Origin of the sequence: Pseudomonas sp. DCB_BI, from assembly GCF_026240995.1 — a bacterium.
In the GTDB taxonomy this organism is placed as follows: Bacteria; Pseudomonadota; Gammaproteobacteria; order Pseudomonadales; family Pseudomonadaceae; genus Aquipseudomonas.
In genome coordinates this window covers 15,893-30,720 of sequence record NZ_JAPFCG010000020.1, presented here as the reverse complement: position 1 = coordinate 30,720, position 14,828 = coordinate 15,893, and the positions used below count along the sequence as shown (strand labels likewise).

The 14,828-nt window shown below is 62.7% G+C and carries 15 protein-coding genes; 8 read left to right on the top strand and 7 right to left on the bottom strand.

The features are described from left to right. The first annotated feature begins 161 nt into the window (after positions 1-161). Both OO258_RS20770 and trmA read left to right on the top strand, forming a co-directional pair. Positions 162-1,457 carry an NCS2 family permease gene (locus OO258_RS20770; RefSeq protein WP_266032257.1) on the top strand — a complete coding sequence of 432 codons (1,296 nt, stop codon included), beginning with the start codon at positions 162-164 and terminating at the stop codon, positions 1,455-1,457. Beyond that, complete coding sequence (gene trmA / locus OO258_RS20765) at positions 1,454-2,539, top strand: tRNA (uridine(54)-C5)-methyltransferase TrmA (protein ID WP_266032256.1); 1,086 nt, start codon at positions 1,454-1,456, stop codon at positions 2,537-2,539. Before OO258_RS20770 ends, trmA begins: the two co-directional genes overlap by 4 nt. A 42-nt stretch (positions 2,540-2,581) precedes the next feature. On the opposite strand, the gene pcaG is transcribed toward trmA, so the two are convergent. Continuing rightward, on the bottom strand, positions 2,582-3,187 hold the full coding sequence (gene pcaG / locus OO258_RS20760) for a protocatechuate 3,4-dioxygenase subunit alpha (protein WP_003251601.1): 606 nt from the start codon (positions 3,185-3,187) through the stop codon (positions 2,582-2,584). Between the two features lie 10 nt (positions 3,188-3,197). Continuing rightward, entirely contained in the window at positions 3,198-3,917 is a 720-nt protein-coding gene (pcaH, locus tag OO258_RS20755) for a protocatechuate 3,4-dioxygenase subunit beta (protein ID WP_051100860.1), read from the bottom strand. 199 nt (positions 3,918-4,116) lie between these two features. On the opposite strand from pcaH, the gene OO258_RS20750 reads away from it, so the two are divergent. Both OO258_RS20750 and OO258_RS20745 read left to right on the top strand, forming a co-directional pair. Beyond that, positions 4,117-5,010 (top strand): neutral zinc metallopeptidase, encoded by an 894-nt coding sequence (locus OO258_RS20750; RefSeq protein WP_110742501.1) that lies wholly within the window; start codon positions 4,117-4,119, stop codon positions 5,008-5,010. Positions 5,011-5,281: 271 nt separating this feature from the next. Further along, positions 5,282-7,201: a methyl-accepting chemotaxis protein gene (locus OO258_RS20745; protein WP_266032255.1), complete on the top strand. Its 1,920-nt coding sequence runs from the start codon at positions 5,282-5,284 to the stop codon at positions 7,199-7,201. Between the two features lie 118 nt (positions 7,202-7,319). On the opposite strand, the gene ggt is transcribed toward OO258_RS20745, so the two are convergent. The 3 genes from ggt to OO258_RS20730 form a co-directional block, all read right to left on the bottom strand. Further along, positions 7,320-8,987, bottom strand: a complete 1,668-nt coding sequence (ggt, locus tag OO258_RS20740; protein WP_266032254.1) for a gamma-glutamyltransferase — start codon at positions 8,985-8,987, stop codon at positions 7,320-7,322. Between the two features lie 117 nt (positions 8,988-9,104). Beyond that, the gene (locus tag OO258_RS20735; protein ID WP_110742498.1) at positions 9,105-10,001 is read right to left on the bottom strand and encodes a LysR family transcriptional regulator; all 897 of its coding nucleotides are present in this window, start codon (positions 9,999-10,001) and stop codon (positions 9,105-9,107) included. A 184-nt stretch (positions 10,002-10,185) separates the two neighbouring features. Then, positions 10,186-10,776, bottom strand: a complete 591-nt coding sequence (locus OO258_RS20730; RefSeq protein WP_110742497.1) for an NAD(P)H-dependent oxidoreductase — start codon at positions 10,774-10,776, stop codon at positions 10,186-10,188. A gap of 161 nt (positions 10,777-10,937) precedes the next feature. On the opposite strand from OO258_RS20730, the gene OO258_RS20725 reads away from it, so the two are divergent. Beyond that, complete coding sequence (locus OO258_RS20725) at positions 10,938-11,252, top strand: putative quinol monooxygenase (protein ID WP_110742496.1); 315 nt, start codon at positions 10,938-10,940, stop codon at positions 11,250-11,252. On the opposite strand, the gene OO258_RS20720 is transcribed toward OO258_RS20725, so the two are convergent. Then, a complete protein-coding gene (locus tag OO258_RS20720; RefSeq protein WP_266032253.1) occupies positions 11,242-12,006 on the bottom strand; it encodes a sulfite exporter TauE/SafE family protein in 765 nt (254 codons plus the stop codon). The genes OO258_RS20725 and OO258_RS20720 overlap by 11 nt on opposite strands. 77 nt (positions 12,007-12,083) lie before the next feature. Here OO258_RS20720 and OO258_RS20715 point away from each other — a divergent pair, with 77 nt between their 5' ends. Continuing rightward, positions 12,084-12,983 carry a LysR family transcriptional regulator gene (locus OO258_RS20715; RefSeq protein ID WP_266032252.1) on the top strand — a complete coding sequence of 300 codons (900 nt, stop codon included), beginning with the start codon at positions 12,084-12,086 and terminating at the stop codon, positions 12,981-12,983. Between the two features lie 93 nt (positions 12,984-13,076). Here the strand turns inward: OO258_RS20715 and OO258_RS20710 are convergent, their stop codons facing one another. After that, complete coding sequence (locus OO258_RS20710) at positions 13,077-13,352, bottom strand: metal/formaldehyde-sensitive transcriptional repressor (protein ID WP_266032251.1); 276 nt, start codon at positions 13,350-13,352, stop codon at positions 13,077-13,079. 70 nt (positions 13,353-13,422) lie between these two features. Between OO258_RS20710 and dmeF the strand changes: the two genes are divergently transcribed. Both dmeF and OO258_RS20700 read left to right on the top strand, forming a co-directional pair. Further along, on the top strand, positions 13,423-14,361 hold the full coding sequence (dmeF, locus tag OO258_RS20705; RefSeq protein WP_266032250.1) for a CDF family Co(II)/Ni(II) efflux transporter DmeF: 939 nt from the start codon (positions 13,423-13,425) through the stop codon (positions 14,359-14,361). Positions 14,362-14,457: 96 nt separating this feature from the next. Further along, entirely contained in the window at positions 14,458-14,802 is a 345-nt protein-coding gene (locus OO258_RS20700; protein ID WP_003258412.1) for a cupin domain-containing protein, read from the top strand. The last annotated feature ends 26 nt before the right edge of the window (positions 14,803-14,828 follow it).

Sequence of the window (14,828 nt, the reverse complement as noted above, 5' to 3'; positions counted from 1 at the left end):
GCGAAAACCCATTCCCCAACGGCCATAGGCCCCCGCCATGCATGCTGGTATGATGCGCGGCTTTTTTCCGCCCCACACAAAACCACGGCAACCGGTACGGTCTGTGCTTTGCTGATGGGGTCGATACATTCATGGCGCCGGGGGCGCCTTGGGGAGCGGGCATGCTGGAAAGGCTGTTTCAACTAAGAGCACACAACACCAACGTGCGCACCGAGATTCTCGCGGGCGTCACTACCTTCCTGGCCATGGCCTACATCCTGTTCGTCAACCCGAGCATTCTCGGCGAGACCGGCATGGACAAGGGGGCGATCTTCGTTGCCACCTGCCTGGCCGCGGCCATCGGCTCCACCACCATGGGCCTGATCGCCAACTACCCGATCGCCCTGGCGCCGGGCATGGGGCTGAACGCGTTCTTCACCTACACCGTGGTGCTGCACATGGGCCACACCTGGCAAGTGGCGCTGGGTGCAGTGTTCCTGTCGGCGGTGATGTTCTTCCTGCTGTCGATCTTCCGCATTCGCGAATGGATCGTGAACAGCATCCCGCTGCCGCTGCGCTCGGCAATTGCCGCTGGTATCGGCCTGTTCCTGGCGCTGATCGCGCTGCATAACGCGGGTATCGTCGTCGATAACCCGGCCACCCTGGTAGGTTTGGGTGACCTCAAGCAACCGGCTCCGGTCCTCGCTACCCTGGGCTTCTTCCTGATCGTCGGCCTGGAGTCGCTGAAGGTCCGCGGCGCCGTGCTGATCGGCATCCTGGCAGTGACCGTCGCTTCGATCGTGATGGGCGTTACGCCATTCGGCGGCATCGTGTCCATGCCACCATCGCTGGCGCCGACCTTCCTGCAACTGGACATCGCTGGCGCGCTGGACGTGGGCTTGGTCAGCGTGATCTTCGCCTTCCTGTTCGTCGACCTGTTCGACAACTCCGGCACCCTGATCGGCGTGGCCAAGCGCGCAGGGCTGATGGGCAAGGATGGCCACATGCCGAAGATGGGCCGTGCCCTGATCGCCGACAGCACCGCCGCCATGGCCGGTTCGCTGCTGGGTACTTCGACCACCACCAGCTACATCGAGTCCGCTGCTGGCGTGAGCGCCGGCGGCCGCACTGGCCTGACCGCCATCGTCGTTGCCGTGCTGTTCCTGCTGGCGCTGTTCTTCGCCCCGCTGGCCGGTAGCGTACCTGCCTTCGCCACTGCCCCGGCGCTGCTGTTCGTCGCAGTGCTGATGGCCTCGGGCCTAGCAGAAATAAACTGGGACGACGTGACCGAAGCCGCGCCGGTTGTAGTGACTGCCCTGGCCATGCCGCTGACCTACTCGATCGCCAACGGCATCGCCTTCGGCTTCATCTCCTGGACTGCCGTCAAGCTGATTTCGGGCCGCCACCGCGACCTGAACCCGGCGCTGGTGATCCTTTCCATCCTGTTCGTCATCAAGCTGGGCTGGTTCAACGCATGAGTGCTGCTTTCGACCCCTCCTCCTACGCCACCCAGCTGGACGCCAAGGTGGCCCGGCTGCGCGAGCTGCTGGCGCCGTTTGGCGCGCCGGAGCCGGCTGTTTTCGACTCGCCGCGCGAGCACTACCGCCTGCGCGCCGAGTTCCGCCTGTGGCGCGAGGACGGCAAACGCCACTACGCCATGTTTGCCCCGGGCGAGAAGCACAAGGCAATCCTGATCGAAGACTTCCCAATCGCCAGCCAGCGCATCAATGAGTTGATGCCACGCCTGAAGGCGGCCTGGCAGGCTAGCGAAGCGCTGGGCAACCGCCTGTTCCAGGTGGAGTTCCTTACCACCCTGGCTGGCGATGCCATGGTCACCCTGTGCTACCACCGCCCGCTGGACGAGGCCTGGGAAGTGGCGGCGCGGCAATTGGCCGAGGACCTGAGCGTGAGCATCATTGGCCGCTCCAAGGGCAAGCGCCTGGTGATCGGCCGAGACTATGCGGTGGAAAAACTCGACGTGGCCGGCCGTGTGTTCAGCTATCGCCAGCCGGAAGGCGCATTCACCCAGCCCAACGGTGCGGTGAACCAGAAGATGCTCAGCTGGGCCTTCGAGGCGATGGGCGAGCGTGAGGATGACCTGCTGGAGCTGTATTGCGGCAATGGCAACTTCACCCTGCCGCTGGCCACTCGCGTGCGTCAGGTACTGGCGACCGAGATCAGCAAGACGTCAGTCAATGCTGCGCTGAGCAACCTCGACGAGAACGCTGTGGATAACGTGCGGCTGGTGCGTTTGTCGGCAGAGGAGCTGACCCAGGCGCTGAATGAGGTGCGACCGTTCCGTCGCCTGGAAGGCATCGACCTGAAGCGCTATCAGTTCGGTACCGTGTTCGTCGACCCACCCCGGGCCGGGATGGATCCGGATACCTGTGAGCTGACCCGGCGTTTCGAGCGGATCCTGTACATCTCGTGCAACCCCGAAACACTGGCGGCGAACATTGCCCAGTTGCAAGATACCCACCGCATCGAGCGTTGCGCGTTGTTTGACCAGTTCCCGTATACCCATCACATGGAGAGTGGGGTGCTGCTGGTTCGGCGCTGATCGTCGGATCGCTGGGGCTGCGTTGCAGCCCCAGGCGTTAATTCAGAAGTCGAAGAACACCGTCTCCCCTTCCCCCTGAATACGGATATCGAAGCGATACGCCGTCTTCCCGTCCACTTCGCAACGCTTGGCAATCAGCGTCTCGCGGCGCTGCGGCTGCTCGATCAGGTTGAGCACCGGGCACTTGGCATTGGCCTGGGCCTCATCATCGAAATACAGGCGCGTGTGCAGGTGGATGTTGATCCCCCGCGCGAACAGGCTGATGTTGATGTGCGGCGCCATCGGCACGCCAGCGGCGTTGTTCACCACACCCGGCTTGACCGTGTGCAGGGTCCATTCGCCGGCATCGAAGGTGGTGGCGGTGCGGCCAAAGCTGTTGAAGGCGTTTTCCAGGTTGTAGGCATCCTGGTACTCGCCATTGGCATCGGCTTGCCACACTTCCAGGAACGAGTCGCGCACCAGGTGACCGTTACCGTCGTATACCTGGCCGAGCAGCAGAATATGCTCGCCCGGCGCGTCCGGCTTGGCCAGGCGGTTCCAGATTTCCTGGTCGCGGGTTGGGTTGCCGGCCGCTTCCAGGGCCAGGCCGATGTGCACGTAGGGGCCGGCGGTCTGCGAAGGGGTTTCCGGCAGCAGTTCGATTGGCATGGCGGGGTCCTCAGCAGTTTTCGAAGTGGGTCTTGCGCTGGCCGCGCAGCACGATGTCGAAGCGGTAGGCCAGGCAGTCCATCGGGTTGGCGTTGCTCATGTCGAGCTTGGCGATCAACTGCTGCACGGCTTCAGGGTTGGCGATCGACTTGACGATCGGGCACATCGGGATGAGGGGGTCACCTTCGAAATACAGCTGGGTGATCAGCTTGGTGGCAATCGACGGGCCGCTGATGGCGAAGTGGATGTGCGCCGGGCGCCAATCGTTCGGGCCATTGCGCCATGGGTACGGGCCCGGCTTGATGGTGCGGAAGCTGTAGTAGCCATCACGGTCGGTCAAGCAGCGGCCGACGCCACCGAAGTTCGGGTCCAGCGGTGCCAGGTAGCGGTCGTTCTTGTGGCGATAGCGGCCGCCGGCGTTGGCTTGCCACATCTCTACCAGGGTATTCGGCACAGGCTTGCCGTACTGGTCGACGACGCGGCCGGCAACGATGATGCGCTCACCGATCGGCAGGCCACCGTTGTTGAAGTTCAGCAGCAAGTCATGGTCGTGGGCGCCGAAGCCCAGGTGGGAAAAGTCCGGACCAGTGGTTTCACTGATCGACTGTGGAATGCTGACCAGTGCCTGGCGCGGCGAGCGGGCAATGGACGTCTTGTAGTCAGGCGTAAGGGCTTTAGGGTGCCAGTTGCGATCACGGATCACGAAGCGGCTGTTGTCCTGGGCGGGCATGCCGGTTTCCTCTCTTGGAATTATGAGAACGCCTGGGCGTGGCAGGCGGACTTGCAGTTTCGAGCATGTCGCGCGCGATGAATATTGAATTGAGCTGCTTTAAACATAACCATTTGGTTATGGGTTAACACCTTGGTCTGACACCAGGCGCAGTCGTGGACTAATCTTGTCTACTTGTTTCACGCTCCGGAGAGCATTCATGGAATGGCGAAAAGGCCGACGCAGCGACAACGTGGTCGATGCCCGAGGCGAAGGTGGCGGTGGCGGCGGCATGCGTTTCGGCGGCGGCAAGGGGCTGGGCCTCGGGGCAATACTGCTGATTGTCGGCATCGGCTGGCTCACCGGGCAGGACCCGTTGCAGATTCTTGGCCAGCTCACCGGCCAGATGGAGCAGCAACAACAGCAGACGGCGCCCAGTGGTGCGGGCGGCAAGGCGCCGCCGGCAAATGACCAGCAAGCCGAGTTCGTTGCCTCGGTCCTGGGCGATACCGAGGACACCTGGAAAGCGCTGTTCGCTGAAGCCGGTAAGCAATACCGCGACCCTAAACTGGTACTGTTCAGTGGCCAGGTCAATTCTGCCTGTGGCTTTGCATCGGCGGCGGTGGGGCCGTTCTACTGCCCGGCGGACCAGCGGGTTTACCTCGACATGTCGTTCTTCCGCGAAATGGAAACCCGCTTTGCGGCAGCTGGTGACTTCGCCCAGGCTTACGTGATCGCCCACGAAATCGGCCACCACGTGCAGACCTTGTTGGGTGTTTCGGCCAAGGTCGATGCCGCCCGGCGCAGCGGTCAGCGCATGGAGGGTGACAACGGGTTGCTGGTGCGCCAGGAACTGCAGGCCGACTGCCTGGCCGGGGTATGGGCCTACCAGGCACAGAAGCGCCTGAACTGGCTGGAGCCAGGTGATGTCGAGGAGGCACTGAACGCAGCCAATGCCATTGGCGATGACCGCCTTCAACAGCAAGGCCGTGGCCGCGTGGTACCGGACTCGTTCACCCATGGCACCTCGGCGCAGCGGGTGCGCTGGTTCAAGGCCGGGTTTGCCCAAGGTGAGGTGAACAGCTGCGATACTTTCAGTTCGCGCAACCTCTGATACCCGGCCCGACAGGCTGACGCGGTCGCTTCAGGAACGGCGGTAGCCGCGAACAACGGCAAAGCCGGTGCCATCTACCGCGTCGCCTGCTTCGCGGGTAGACCCGCTCCCACAGCGCCCGCGCCAGAGCGCTCCCTCATATTTTGCTGAAAAAGCGTTTCAGCTTCCGCATTCATTGCCGATAACCCCTGCACGAGTCAGCGGGCACCCAGAACAACAACGCCTGGCGATCGAAGATCAAGCGAGCGAAAACTACTTCTGGAGAGCGTGCATGAACAGCTGGTTCGCCAACATCAGCGTCAACCTCAAACTCGGCCTGGGCTTCGGCCTGGTGCTGGTCCTTACCGGCCTGCTGGCCCTGACCGGCTGGACCAGCCTCGGCAGCCTGATCGATCGCAGCAACTGGATGGGTGACATTGGCCAGCTGAACAAGGACCTCACCGACCTGCGCATCGCGCGCCTGCAGTACATGATCGCCAACGGCGACGATGCTGCAGCCGCCAACACCCAAGCCAAGCTGGACGCCTTCAGCAAGCAACAGGCCTACCTGGCCAGCACCTTCAAGAGCCCGGAAAACGTCAAGCTGCTGGGGGAACTGGGCGAGACCATCAGCGCCTACAAGTTGTCGCTGAACAAGATGCGCCAAGGCTACGACGCTACCCGCTCCGCACGTACAGCCATGGACAGCTCAGCCTCCCGCGCCGACCAGGCCATGGACGTGCTCAGTCAGGAAGTAATGGCGCGCCCAGAAGCCGACAGCACGCGCCTGGCCCAGTACCAGTTGATCAGCAAGGCCCGCCAGCAACTGCTGCAGGTGCGCATCGACGTGCGTGGCTATATTGCCGACAACAGTGCCGCCAACGAGCAAGCCGCTCTGCGCCAGCTGGACGCCGCACTGGCCGATATCGACAACCTCAAGCGCCAGCTGCCCACCGAAGAGGCTCGCCTGCAACAGTTCGAAAGCGCGGTGCTGGCCTACCGCAACGCCGTTAGCCAGTTCCGCGACGCGGTTGCCAACATCACCACCTCACGCGCCGAAATGACCGTGCAGGGTGCCGATATCGTCAAGCGCAGCGATGCGCTGTACAAGATCCAGCTGGAGCGCCGCGACATCGAGAGCAGCCAGGCTCGCAGCCTGCAGGCCATCGCCACGCTACTGGCGCTGCTGGTCGGCGTGCTGGCAGCGGTGCTGATTACCCGTCAGATCACCCGCCCGCTGCACGACACCCTGGTGGCGGTGGAGAAGATCGCCAGCGGCGACCTCACCCAGCACCTGCGCGTCACCCGCCGCGATGAACTGGGTGTGCTGCAACAAGGCATCGCGCGCATGGGCACGACCCTGCGCGAGCTGATCAGTGGCATCCGTGATGGCGTCACGCAGATCGCCAGCGCTGCCGAAGAGCTGTCGGCGGTCACTGAACAGACCAGTGCCGGCGCCAACAGCCAGAAGGTTGAGACCGACCAGGTGGCCACCGCCATGCACGAAATGGCCGCCACCGTTCAGGAGGTTGCGCGCAACGCCGAGCAGGCCTCGCATGCCGCCACCAATGCCGACGACGAAGCCCGCGCTGGCGACCGCGTGGTGGGTGAAGCGATTGGCCAGATCGAGCGCCTGGCCGAGGACATGCATCGTTCCACCGAGGCCATGAACCTGCTGCAGCAGGAAAGCCAGAAAATCGGCAGCGTGATGGACGTGATCAAGTCGGTAGCCGAACAGACCAACCTGCTGGCGCTCAATGCGGCGATCGAGGCGGCACGTGCTGGCGAGGCCGGGCGTGGTTTTGCCGTGGTCGCCGACGAAGTGCGTGGCCTGGCCCAGCGCACGCAGAAGTCCACCGAAGAGATCGAAGAGCTGATTGCCAGCCTGCAGCAGGGTACTCAGCAAGTGGCGAACGCCATGCAGGGCAGCCGTACCTTGACCGACAGCAGCGTCGAGCTGGCACGCAAGGCCGGCGCCTCGTTGGAAAACATCACCAGTACGGTTTCGGGCATCCAGTCGATGAACCAGCAGATTGCTGCGGCGGCGGAGCAGCAGAGTGCGGTGGCTGAAGAAATCAGCCGCAGCATCCTGAATGTGCGGGATGTGTCGGAGCAGACCGCAGCGGCCAGCGACGAGACAGCAGCATCGAGTGTTGAGCTGGCACGGTTGGGTGGGCAGTTGCAGATGCTGGTCAGTCAGTTCCGCGTCTGACCTTCGGCGCTGTCCCGACACAAGTCCGCTACCCCATTGATCGACGTACGCCGGTCTTTGGGGAGGCGGCCTTGTGTCGCGCCAGGAGAGCAAGGCCCTCCCGGCGTGCTGACAGGTATTACTTGACGATCATCCCCACCCCACGCCCACGTGGATCGGAAGCGGTCTCCAGCTTCGCACCCTCCACCCGGATCGCCTGGATATCGCCCATCTCCCAACCCTGGTCTTCCAGCACGTAGCCCATCGTCTTCAACTCATCAGCCACCGGCCCGGTCAGCGGGGCATAGCTGTCAAAGTAGATGGTGTCCTTGGGCAGCAACTGGTGATGCACGCGCTGCGCCGCCACGGCCTTGTCCAGCGGCATGCCGTAGTCATACAGGTTATTCATCACCTGGAAGATCGAGGTGAAGATCCGCGACCCGCCCGGGGTGCCGATCACCAGCTCGACCTTGCCGTCACGGGTCATCAGGCTGGGGCTCATGGACGACAGCATGCGCTTGCCCGGTTCGATGGCGTTGGCATCGCCACCGACCACACCAAAGGCATTCGCCGCCCCCGGCTTGGCGCTGAAGTCATCCATCTCGTCGTTCAGCAGGAAGCCCGCCCCCTTCACCACCACGCCACTGCCGTAGTCGAGGTTGAGGGTGTACGTGTTGCTGACCGCGTTGCCCTGTTTGTCGACGATCGAGAAATGCGTAGTCTGGTGCGGCTCCAGGCCCGGCTTGACCTTGTCGGTGTCGGAAATGGCCTTCGGGTTGACCTGCGCAGCGCGCTTGGCCAGATAATCCTTGGCCACCAGCTTGTCCACAGGCACTTTTGTGAAAGCCGGGTCGCCGAGGTAATCCGCCCGGTCGGCGAACACCCGCTTCTCGATCTCGGCCAGCAAATGAATGTACTGCGCCGAATTGTGCGCCACCCCCTTGAAGTCCGCCGCGCGGTCTTCCTTGATGCCCAGCAGCTGGGCCAGGGCAACACCCCCGGAGCTTGGCGGTGGCGCGGTGTAGACCACGTTGCCACGCCAGCTCACGGCCATGGGCTCACGCCATACGGCCTTGTAGTCCTTCAGGTCTTCTTTGGTGATCAGGCCCTTGTCGGCCTGCATCTGGGCCACCAGCAAGTCGGCGGTCTTGCCCTGGTAGAACTCGCTTACGCCCTTGTCGGCGATACGTTCCAGGGTCTGTGCCATTTCCGGCTGCTTGAACAACTCGCCGACCTTCATGTTGCCAAAGTAGTCGTTGAAGTTGGTCGCGGTCTTGAACATGCCTTGGGCATCGTTGCGGTACTGGTATTGCTTTTCCGCCACCTTGAAGCCGTTTTTCGCATAGCCGATGGCCGGGGTCAGCAGCTCGCTCCAGGGCAGCTTGCCGAACTTCTTGTGCGCCTCCCACAGGCCCATCACCGTGCCGGGCACGCCAGCGGCGCGTACACCGACCAGGCTAAGGTTCTCGATCACCTCGCCCTTGTCGTCCAGGTACATGTTGCGCGTGGCAGCCTTGGGCGCAACCTCACGGTAGTCGAGGAAGTACGGCTTGCCGTCAACGAAGAGGGTCATGAAGCCACCACCGCCGATGTTACCGGCCTCGGGGTACGTCACCGCCAGGGTGAATGCCGTGGCCACTGCAGCATCTACCGCGTTGCCGCCCTTTTTCAGGATATCGGCGGCTACCTGTGCACCATATTGATCAGGTGCAGCCACCGCGCCGCCCTCCAGATTGGCGGCGTAAACCGAGGAACAGCTCAGGATCGCGGCCGCGAGAGCCAGGTACTGGAACGGAACAATACGCATGACACTTCCTTGGTGTTGTTTTTGTTGAGCAGTCAGTAAGGCCGAAGCGCTGCGACTGTGCAATCAACCGAAGGAAGTTTCGCCGCCTGTGGACAGGATCTGTCGCGTTCAGGCAACTCAGCAGGCGTACATCGCAAGCTTGCGCTGGATGAAATCGAGAAAGCACTGGATACGCAGCGCCAACTGGGTATTACGGTAGTACACCGCGTGGATCGGCTGGCGGTAGCCGTTGTTGGCCTCGCTCAGCAGCACCTGCAGGCGCCCGGCCCGGATGTCTTCGTGGGTCATGAAGTGCGACAGGCTGACGATGCCTTCGCCAGCCAGTGCCAGCTGGCGCAAGGTCTCCCCGCTGGAGGCGATAAGCGCCGGGCGGATGCTCCAGCGATCGCCCTGGGCATGCCGTAGCGGCCAGTGGTTGAGCGACTCGGGTTGGCTGAAGCCAAGCAGGCAATGGTTGGCCAGGTCCTCGACGCGCTGTGGCGTGCCGTGCTGTTCCAGATAGGCCGGGCTGGCCAGCACCTGCACCGGGCTGCAACCCAGGTTACGTGCGTGCAGGCTGGAATCGGCCAGCTCACCAATGCGTATTGCCACATCGGTGCTCTGTTCCAGCAGGTCGATGATCAGGTCGTCGGTGTTCAGCTCCAGCTCGATGCCCGGGTACTGGCGGCGGAACTCGCCGATCCACGGCAGGATGGCATGCAGCATGAATGGCGCAGCGGCGTTGATACGCAGACGCCCGGTGGCGGTCTGGCGGTTCATCGACAGGCGCTCTTCCATGTCGTCCATCTGCTGCAAAATCAAGCGCGCACGCTCGACGAAGAAACGGCCTTCCTCGGTGAGGTCCATGCGCCGGGTAGTGCGGTTCACCAAGGTGGTACCTAGCTTGCCCTCCAGGCGGGACAGGGTGCGGCTGACGGCAGATGGGGTCTGGCCCATCTGCTCGGCAGCGGCAGAGATCGAGCCGCAGTCGATGACGGCGACAAATACCTGGAGTTCTTCGGAGCGGGTTTTCACATCTGGGCCTGTGATTGGAGTCTGCAGAAATTAGATAGCCGCTTGTCGAGGCCAAGTCCAGCGGCGCCTGTACCGGCCTCTTCGCGGGGCAAGCCCGCTCCCACAGGTATTGCACAGTATCAAGGGCTGCGGAGAACTTGTGGGAGCGGGCTTGCCCCGCGAAGAGGCCAGTGCAGGCAACACATCACTGCGCCTTGCCAAACACCTTGTCCAGATGCGCTTCATAGGCCGCCAAGGCCGCCGGCACATCCGGGCGCTTCATCACATCCGTCGCCAGGAAAGTCGGCAGGCCAGTCATGCCAAGGAACTGGTTAGCCTTGTGGAACGGGAAATACACCGCGTCCACACCCCGGCCCTCGAAGAAGTCGCTCGGGTCATCGAAGGCCTGCTGCGGCGCGTTCCAGGTCAGCGACAACATGTACTGCTTGCCGTGCACCAAACCACCGCTGCCGTACTTCTGCGTGTGATCCGACCGGGTACGGCCGTCGTTGGCATACAGGCTGCCGTGGCCAGCGGTGAACACATCATCGACGTACTTTTTCACTGTCCACGGCGCGCCCATCCACCAGCCGGGCATCTGGTAGATCACCACATCGGCCCAGAGGAATTTCTCTACCTCTTGCTGGGCGTCGTAGCCACCATCGATGAACGTTTCACGCACATCGAAACCGGCCCGGTCCAGGTGAGCCACCGCAGCCTGGTGCAACGTTGTGTTGAGGCGACCATCGGAATGGGCGAACTGCTTGCCACCGTTGAGCAGAAGAATCTTTTTCATGCTGGCCTCCGGGCCGTTCCAGAAATTCAGGCCGGCAGGTTAGAGGCTCGCAGGCGGGCGATACAGCCTCTGTAGAGCAAAATACAATTGACCTGAAGTCACGAATACCACACAGATTATTGCCGTAGAATCGGTTCACTTTCCATCAATGAGTAGCGTCCATGAGTGAGCAGTTCGCCTTCATCCTCAAAGCCAAGACCCGTCCGGAAATGGCTGATGCCTTCGAAACCCTGTTCCGCCCTTACGTCGAGCCAAGCCGCCAGGAACCGGGCTGCATCGAGTACCACATGCTGCGTGACCAGCAGGACCCAAGCCTGTTTGTGTTCTTCGAAGTGTGGGCCGACCAGGCCGCGCTGGATGTGCACTCGGCCTTGCCACACATGACCGCGTTCTTCGAAAAGCGCATGGACTACCTGGAGCGCGATTTCGATATCCAGCGTGTCGACATGCTCAGCGCCTCGTCCGCTAGCCGTTGATCAGCAGATGGCCGCCAAGTATGGCCAAGCCAACGAAGAAGCAACGCTTGAACAACAGCGCGCTGATGCGCTGACGCAGCCACTGGCCGGCCAGCATGCCGAGCAGGGCTGGCGCCAGCATCAGCAGTGACGCACCCAGCGCCTGCCCGCTGAGGGCATCCTGCCCGGCCAGGCCGACGGCCAAGGCCAGGGTCGAGACGGTGAACGCCAGCCCCAGGGCCTGGATCAACTGCTCCCGGCTCAGGCCCAGGCTCTGCAGGTAGGGCACAGCCGGCATCACGAACACCCCGGTCGCTGCGGTGACCACGCCGGTGACCAGCCCGCAAAGCGGTCCCAGCCAGCGCTCATGCCGCACCTGCAGGTGCAAGCCCGAGCCCATCAGCCCATCCAGCGCATACACCAGCAAGGCTGCCCCCAGCGCGTGTACGGCCCATGGACCACTGTTGATCCCCAACCAGGCGCTGCCCAGCAAGGTGCCGACAAAGATCAGCGCCAGCATCGGCCCCAGGCGTACCAGCAAACCCCGCAGGTGCCCACCGCTGGCCAGCTGCCACAGGTTGGTGAGGGTTGAAGGAACGATCAGTAATGCTGCTGCCTGCGCCGGTTGCAGAGCCAGGCCCAACAGGCCCATGGCAATGGTCGGCAGACCGAGGCCAATCACCCCCTTCACCGCCCCTGCCAGCACAAAGGTCAGTACCACCAGCAATGTGAGTGCTGGGCCTATGTTCTGGTAGAAAGCGAGCAAGGTATTCATGGGCCGATGATGCTGATTGCCGGGTGGAATGAAAATCTGCCTTATATTCACCCAGACTCTTGCCTAGGTAGAGCCACATGCATTTCGACCTGATCGACCTCAAGCTTTTTCAGCACACCCTGGAGTGCGGCAATATCACCGCCGGTGCCAGTCGCAGCCACCTGTCACTGCCGGCGGCGAGTGCGCGCATTCGTGCCATGGAAGCTTCGCTGGGTATCCCTTTGCTGGAGCGTAATCGCCGTGGCGTGCAGCCGACGCCGGCCGGCCAGGCCCTGTTGCAGCATGCACGGCTGATAGCGCAGCAAGTCGAACGCCTGCAATTCGACCTGGGCCAGTACGCGCAAGGGCAGCAGGGCCAGGTGCGCCTGCTGTGCAACACCGCCGCGCTTACCGAGTACCTGCCCGAACTGCTGGCCAGCTACCTGGCGGCCAACCCCGGGGTCAGCGTGGATGTGCAAGAGCTGCCGAGCTTGCGCATCGTGCAAGCGATCACCCAAGGCATGGCTGACCTTGGCATCGTGTCGACCGCAGCCCCCAGTGATCACCTGCAGACCCGGCCGTTTCGCGACGACCCGCTGGTACTGGTGACGCCGCTGGGCCACCCGCTGGCCAGTGTGGCGGCCCCCAGCTTCATCGACAGCCTGAGCCATGGCCATGTCGGCCTGGGGGCTGGCAGTGCACTGGCGTTGTATCTGGAAGAACAAGCCCTTCGCGAGGGCCAACGCATGCGGATACGAGTGCGGGCAGAGGGGTTTGACGGGGTGCTTCGCATGGTCGCCGGCGGGGCGGGGGTGGGCGTGGTGCCGCTGGCAGCAGTGCAGCGTTGGCAGGGGGTGTTGCCATTGCACTGGGTGACGCTGGAAGAGCCATGGGCCAACCGGAGACTACTGTTATGCGCACGGGATTTTGCGGCGCTGCCAGGCTTTGCCACGGGGTTGGTCAGCGCCCTTACCGGCGCAGGTGCAGCACGGGGATGAGCTGACACTCGATCTCTGCAAGAGCGGCATGTTGCGCAGTCGCCACATGCTTCAGGATGCTGCGCACGATGCTCTTGGGTAATTCCGGGGGGATCACTTCAGATAAGAGCGCAATAACACCGCCATCTTGTCCGCCTCCTCCTGCCGTTGATCCGCACTCAACCCGTCCGACACCAGGTGCTCGCGGATATGCCCTTCCATCACTTCGGCCATCAGCCCGTTCACCGCGCCGCGTACGGCGGCGATCTGCTGCAGGATCGCCAGGCAGTCTTTGTCTCCCTCCAGCGCCGTCTCCAGGGCGGTAGCCTGGCCTTTGATCTTGCGCACCCGGGTCAGCAGTTGCTTTTTGCTCTTCAGGGTATGTGCCATTGGTTTCAACACCATGCTAGGTATACTGGGGTATAGTATATTTCTCGGTTGTTCGGGAGCATGATAAACCATGGCGACAGAAACCTCAGACCGCTGGCAGCACAGCCACCAGTTCCACACCAGCAACCTCGGCGCCGAACGCAAGACACGCCTGGCCGTATGGCTCACCGCGGTGATGATGGTCGCGGAAATTGCCGGGGGCTGGTTCTATAATTCGATGGCCTTGCTGGCAGACGGCTGGCACATGAGCTCCCACGCCCTGGCCCTGGGCCTGTCGCTGCTGGCCTATGCGGCCGCACGGCGCTATGCCGTTGACCGACGCTTTGCCTTCGGTACCTGGAAAGTCGAGATTCTTGGCGGCTATTCCAGCGCCCTGCTGTTACTGGGCGTGGCCGGGCTGATGGTGTTCCAGTCGCTGGAGCGGCTGCTGGCCCCAGCGCCGATTCACTACGACCAGGCCATCTTCATTGCCGTTATTGGCCTGGCCGTCAATCTTCTCTGTGCCTGGCTGCTGCGCGATGACCACCACCATCACAATCATCACACGGGCCATGACCACCACCATGACCACGGCCATCACCACCACGACCTCAATCTACGCTCGGCCTACCTGCATGTGATGGCCGACGCTGCCACCTCGGGGCTGGCAATCGTCGCCCTGCTCGCTGCCAAGTTCTGGGGCGCCAGCTGGCTTGATCCAGTGATGGGCATGGTCGGTGCGCTGCTGGTGGCACTGTGGGCCCGTGGCTTGCTGCGTGATACCGGGCGGGTTTTGCTGGACGCAGAGATGGACGCGCCGGTGGTGGAAGAAATACGCGAAGTGGTGGCGCAACTGCCGGTGCCAGCCAGTATCACCGACCTGCACGTGTGGCGCGTGGGCAAAGATCAGTACGCCTGCATTCTCGGCCTGGCCAGCCACGGCGTTCTCAGCGCCGACAGCGTGCGCCAGGCCCTGGGCGTCCATGAAGAGCTGGCACACGTCACCGTCGAGATAAACCGCCTGGCATAGCGCGGGCAGGCAGCTGGACGTCGAGCCCAGGCAACTGCGGCTCGGTCGATGGCCCTATGGTGACGAGTCATTCAGCCAGTCACCAGGAGTTGTGCCATGTCCGATTTCATCACCGTCCTGCGCGAAACCTGCCCGACGCCGGTCGTGGACGCCACCAAGTGGAAGCGCATCGGCGGCGATCCGCACACCGTCAACCTCAACGCCTACTTGTCGGCCGACGGTAGCAAGATCATGGGCACCTGGATCTGTACCCCAGGCAAGTTCGAGGTCAACTACGAGAAGTGGGAGTTCTGCCACTTCCTCGACGGCTACTGCATCATCACTCCGGAAGGCGAAGAACCCAAGCACCTGAAGGCAGGTGATGTATTCGTGATCGAACCGGGTATGAAAGGCACCTGGGAAGTGGTCGAGACCGTGCGCAAGTACTTCGTCTTCGCCTGATCCCACAGGGTCTGCATAGCCCTGCA